General features: G+C 43.6%; 1 protein-coding gene and 1 pseudogene. Both read right to left on the bottom strand.

All coding sequences use genetic code 11. The features are described 5' to 3' along the window. Positions 1-273 (bottom strand): annotated as a pseudogene (locus tag PX481_RS24325) (SRPBCC family protein); the annotation flags it as partial. A gap of 1,080 nt (positions 274-1,353) precedes the next feature. Next, on the bottom strand, positions 1,354-1,490 hold a 137-nt coding region (locus tag PX481_RS24320; RefSeq protein ID WP_288096486.1), incomplete at its 5' end, for a PEP-CTERM sorting domain-containing protein.

Here is a 1,490-nt window from a genome sequence, read left to right as displayed (position 1 = left end):
CCCGGGGCGGACATTTTCCACGAAAACCCGGATAGGAATGGGAGTCAGACGGGTGACAGCTTGATAGATTAGCCCCGGTTTAGCGATTAAACCCAAGGGAACATCAGCCTTGGCAATCAAAGGATGCCAAGAGACATCGGCCACATTGATTAATTTTTGCCAGAGGACATCGACGGGGGCGCTACTGACCACCCGATAGGTTTTGTAGAGTGAAAACTTACAGAATAGTTTGCCTTTTGCCGCTACAATCCTTAAGGAAAAATTGAGAATCACCGATTGCCTCCCGCAAAAATAATCTAGGGAATCTTCTATTTTGACATACCCCACGCCGTAAACGGACGTGGATTCTTCTCGCATCACTGCTGTGAATTTCTGGCTCAACGAGTCCACTTGAATTAGATTCCTGGCGAAATCCCACCCAGAGGTGGTTCTCTCCTCAGACTTTCGCGACCTTACAGAAGCCTGTTTTCGGGGTCCCCTACGATACAGTTCCAAACCTCTAAAATACTTGGTTTCTCTGGTACTTGGTGCTGAGAATTTTTACCTATAGGAGCATTCCCCTAGAGAACCCCATAACTCTAGTTTTCAAGGTGCGTTCATCGGTTGATGACTGGGTTTTTTAAGCGGTTGCTTACCCAGCCCCCTATTCTTAATAGCATACATCATATAAAGTCGCCCTCAAAGGGCGAGGCTTTCAACCCAATTTTTCGGTAAAAAATAAATGGCTTTCCGGCAGTGTGCGCTTTTGATAATTTTCAATTATATGAATAGATTGATAAAGCTTGTTCTCAAGCCGCTAAAAGCCTATCAGTTCTTTGTGTGATCAGTTTAACTTACTATAGCAGCGATCAATCTTTGTGTCCTCTGTGTCTGGAGTGGTTCCTTCCACTCCCTCGCCAGCAGGACTGTATCTTAGAATACATTTTACCCACCAAACCTAAGATAGCCCGGTTCTTCGCTTTGTGTTATGCGATGGATGGGGTTACAAGGGATGAAAACCCTATATAGAGTTGGCTGAATAAATCTAATTTTTTCGATAAAAGCGGCAGGGTTAAAACCAGCAAGAGTGGCTGTGCCAAGGGTAGCACCTGAAAGATCAAGAAATTGACGGCGATCGAGAGACATATTCTCAGAGCAGATGTTCCGATGATCAATTATCCTATCGATCGGTGCCTTGGCAGAGAAAAGTTTTTATTTTTACCTGTCCGCTATAAGATGTCAAATTTTTTGAGTAATTGCCAGGGAATTTAAAAAAATTTGTTTACTCAAATTAAGAGTTAAATTTGGAAGGTTTCTAGAGCGCATTTTTCCTCAAGTGGAGATGGAAAAAATCCCATCCCCACACTTGTCAATTTATTTTCGCTGCTTGTTAAATACTGAACCCATCCCCAGTAAACCCAATGCCAATAACCCCAGAATCGAGGAAGGCTCTGGAACCGCTGGAAATGGATCTGGACCGACACTGGGTGATAAAAATCCTTTGGAAGGAT

The sequence above is a fragment of the Microcystis sp. M53603_WE2 genome (genome assembly GCF_030065435.1).
The sequence above is the reverse complement of the archived record's forward strand: the minus strand, read 5'-3'. Positions and strand labels throughout refer to the sequence as shown.